Annotated in this window: 3 protein-coding genes and 2 pseudogenes; 1 reads left to right on the forward strand and 4 read right to left on the reverse strand. The window is 75.5% G+C overall.

All coding sequences use genetic code 11. From position 1 onward, the window contains the following. From KBX39_RS25990 to KBX39_RS26000, 4 genes and pseudogenes are all read right to left on the reverse strand, one after another. The coding region (locus KBX39_RS25990) for a chorismate-binding protein (protein ID WP_210872968.1) at positions 1 to 1,048 on the reverse strand (1,048 nt) is incomplete at its 3' end. Next, on the reverse strand, positions 1,045 to 1,458 hold the full coding sequence (gene hisI, locus KBX39_RS33580) for a phosphoribosyl-AMP cyclohydrolase (RefSeq protein WP_043331113.1): 414 nt from the start codon (positions 1,456 to 1,458) through the stop codon (positions 1,045 to 1,047). The genes hisI and KBX39_RS25990, both read right to left, overlap by 4 nt. Positions 1,459 to 1,638: 180 nt before the next feature. Then, positions 1,639 to 2,286 (reverse strand): annotated as a pseudogene (locus KBX39_RS33585) (phosphoribosyl-AMP cyclohydrolase); the annotation flags it as partial. A 150-nt stretch (positions 2,287 to 2,436) separates the two neighbouring features. Beyond that, a complete protein-coding gene (locus KBX39_RS26000; protein WP_064445250.1) occupies positions 2,437 to 2,826 on the reverse strand; it encodes a MerR family transcriptional regulator in 390 nt (129 codons plus the stop codon). A gap of 212 nt (positions 2,827 to 3,038) precedes the next feature. Between KBX39_RS26000 and KBX39_RS26005 the strand changes: the two are divergent. Next, positions 3,039 to 3,725, forward strand: a pseudogene (locus KBX39_RS26005) (NB-ARC domain-containing protein); the annotation flags it as partial.

Below are 3,725 nucleotides of genomic sequence, written 5' to 3' on the forward strand. Positions count from 1 at the left end.
GTCCAGCGCGTCCCACGCGTCCCGGGTGCCCCGCTCGACCGCCGCGCGGCCGGGTGCCGGCGATCGGGTGCAGCAGGGCCCGCCGCCGCCCGTCCGGGCCGGCGCTGACCTTGAGGTGCGCCTCCGGGGACGACCCGACGATGTCGAAGCCGTCGAAGCGCAGCAGGTACATGTACGGGCTGGGGTTGGTGGTGCGCAGCACCCGGTAGACGTCCAGCGGGTCGGCCTCGGTGGGGCGCTCGAAACGCTGGCTGAGCACGATCTGGAAGCACTCGCCGGCGCGGATCGCCTCCTTGGCCGCCGCCACGGCCTTCGGGTAGCCGCCCTCCGGGGTCCGGCTGACCACCTCGCCGACGCCCGGCCGGCCGACGGTGGACACCATGGGCGGGATCGGTCGGGACAACGCGGTGGTCATGGCGTCCAGGCGACCCACCGCGTGGTGGTACGCGGCGTCGACCAGCTCCGCCCGCCCGGGCGTATCGAGCGGGGGCAGGACCGCGTTGGCGACCAGGATCGCCGAGCCCTCGTAGTGGTCGAGCACCACCAGGTCGGTGGCGAGCATCATGCCCAGCTCGGGCACGTCCAGCTCGTCCTCGGTCAGCTCGGGCAGCCGCTCGAAGCGGCGGACCAGGTCGTAGGCGAGGTAGCCGACCAGCCCGCCGGTCAGCGGCGGCATTCCGCCGGCCGGGTCCCAGGCCGGGCCGGCGAGCGCGTCGACCGACTCGCGGAGCACGGTGACCGGGTCCCCGGTGGTCGGTACGCCTGCGGGCGGTGTGCCGGTCCAGCGCGCCTCGCCGTCCCGCTCGGTGAGCGTGGCGCTGCTACGGACGCCGATGAACGAGTACCGCGACCAGGCCGTGCCGGCCGAACCGACGCCCTGCTCGGCGGATTCCAGCAGGAACGTGCCGGGACCGCCGGCCAGCTTGCGGTAGACCCCGACCGGGGTCTCGGCGTCGGCGAGCAGCCGCCGGGTCACCGGCACGACCCGCCAGCGGGCGGCCAGGTCGGCGAAGGTGGACCGGTCCGGGCTGACGGTGCCGTCGGTCACGGGGTCTCCTCCGGTGAGCTGACCGGCAGGTCGGTGAAGAAGCAGGTGCGCTGCCCGGTGTGGCAGGCCGCGCCGACCTGCTCCACGCTGACCAGCAGCGCGTCGCCGTCGCAGTCCAGGGCCACCGAGCGCACGTACTGGTGGTTGCCGGAGGTGGCGCCCTTGACCCAGTACTCGCCGCGGCTGCGCGACCAGTAGGTGGCCCGGCCGGTGGTGAGCGTGCGGTGCAGCGCCTCGTCGTCCATCCAGGCGACCATCAGCACCTCGCCCGTGTCGTGGGCGCGGACCACGGCGGCGACCAGGCCGTCCGGGGTGCGGCGGAGTTTGGCCGCGATGGCCGGGTCGAGCCGGGACGGCCGGGCCGGGCCGGGACTGGGGGCGCCGGTCAGCGGCGCGTCAGGGGCGGGCACGGTTGACCATTCTCCCGCACGCGGCCCGGGTACCGCCGACGTGTCCCGGGAGGCGGGCGTCACCGTCGCCAGCGCCCGGCCCAGCTGCCGCAGGTAGCGGTCCGCCCGGCCGTCGGTGAGCGCCTCGGCCAGGTCGGTCCCGGTGGCCCGGGCGATCTCCGCCGCGTACGGGCGCACCAGCGGGAGGATGCCGTTGACCAGCCGTCCGGCGGCGGCGCCGACCTCGGCCGGGTCGCCGGGGCGCAGCCCGAGGCAGAGGAGCATGTCGTCGCGGTAGCCGGGCGGGGCGACCGGCAGGTCCAGCGCGGCGGTCAGGGCGGCCCGGCGGGACACCACGCGCACCGACGGGTTGGCCGGCCGCAGCACCGAGGGGCAGAGCCGGGCCAGGTCGGCCGCGGCGAGCCGGACCCCGACCGGGTCACCGGCCAGGCGCGCGGCGGCGACCTTGCCCAGCGTGGCGATCAGCTCCTCCAGGCGCGGCTCGTCGGCGGGCTGGCAGAGCACCGGCAGGTCGATCCGGCGCCGCCATTCCGGCACCGCCCAGAGCAGCCGGGCCGGCGCGGTGACCGGGAGGCCGAACGCCCAGTCGGCGGGCTGGCCGAGCCGGCGTACCCAGGAGCGGACGTCGCGGGCGGCCACGGAGACGTGCACCAGGCGGCCGCCGAACTCGGTCAGGTACGCCCGCCGGGCCGCGTACGGCGTGCCGCGGCGGGACGTGACCTGCCGGGGCCCGCCGGTGGCGCGTGGCTCGTCGGCGGCCACCAGCACGTCCACGTCCACGTCGCTGTGCTCGGTGGCGGCCCGCCGGGCGTGGCTGCCCCGCAGCATGATCCCGACGACCGGCCGGTCGGCGGCGTGCCGCAGGCGGGCGGCCCAGAGGTCGAGGAACCCGGTGTCGGACAACGGAGCTGGACCCACTGCCTCATGGTGCCGAAACCTGATCTTCCGATGCCGGACTCCCTGTCCGCCGCCGGGTGTTCAGCCCGACTCCTCCTCCGCCCGCCGGTACGCGTCGATCTTGTGTTCGAGAACCTTCAGGTCCTCCTCCAGCTCGGCCATCCGGGCCAGCACCCGGGCGCGGTGCGCCTCGAACAGCGCCCGCCGCGCGCCGAGCGTGCTGTCGCCGTGCCGGGCCAGCTCGGCGTAGCGGCGCATGTCGCGCACCGGCATCCCGGTGCGCCGCAGCCGGGTGAGCAGGAACAGCCAGTTGACGTCGGACTCGGTGTAGCGCCGGCGGCCGGAGGAGTCCCGTCCGACGCGGCCCACCAGCCCCTCCTGCTCGTACCAGCGCAGCGTGTAGGTGGTCAGGCCGACCCGTTCCGCCGCCTCACCCACGGTGAGGCTCGTCTCCCGCGTGCTGATGTCCACGCCCTCCAGGCTTCCAGTTCGAGCCCACTCGAAGTCAAGTCCCTCGTTGCCTCGCCGACGGAATTCATCTAGCGTTGAGTTCATCGGGTGATGAATTGACGGAGGCGAGCATGGACGACGCGGTGTCGGTCCGCGAGCTGGTGGTCGACCGGGGCGGGCGGCGGGTGCTGCACGGCATCACCTGCGGGGTGCCCCGGGGCACGGTGACCGGGCTGCTCGGGCCCAGCGGCAGCGGCAAGACCACGCTGGCCGTGCAGGTGGCGACCGCTGTGGCCGGCCGGTTCCCCGACGCGCAGCTCTTCATCGACCTGCACGGGCACAGCGACCGCAGCCCGCTCAGTACGACAGTGGCCGCCGCCACCCTGCTCCGGCAGCTCGGCGTGCCGGCTGAACGGGTGCCGGCCGACCCGACGGACCGGCTGGCGATGTGGCGTTCCGAGCTGGCCGGGCGTCGGGCCGTGGTGGTGCTCGACAACGCGGCCGACGCCGGCCAGGTCGCACCGCTGCTGCCCAACGGTCCGGACTGCCTGATACTGATCACCAGCCGTCGTCGCCTGATCGGCCTGGACTCGGGCCGCCCGTCCTCGCTGCCGGTACTCGACGCCGACGAGGCGGTCGAGCTGCTGGCCCGCGTGGCCGGCGCGGAGAGGGTGGCCGCCGAGCCCGAGGCGGCGATGGAGGTGGCCCGCCGCTGCGGACACCTTCCGCTGGCCCTGCGGCTGGCCGGGGCCCGGCTCGCGCACCGGCCGCGGTGGCGGGTGGCCGACCTGGCGGAGCGGCTGGCCGGCGCGTCCGACCCGCTGGCCGAGCTGGTCGCGGGAGAGCGGTCGGTGGCCGGCGCCTTCGCGTTGTCGTACGAGCAGGTGTCGCCGCTCGCGCAGCGGGTCTTCCGCCTGTTG

The sequence above is a fragment of the Micromonospora sp. D75 genome (assembly GCF_018070405.1).
GTDB classification, from domain to species: Bacteria; Actinomycetota; Actinomycetes; order Mycobacteriales; family Micromonosporaceae; genus Micromonospora; species Micromonospora chalcea.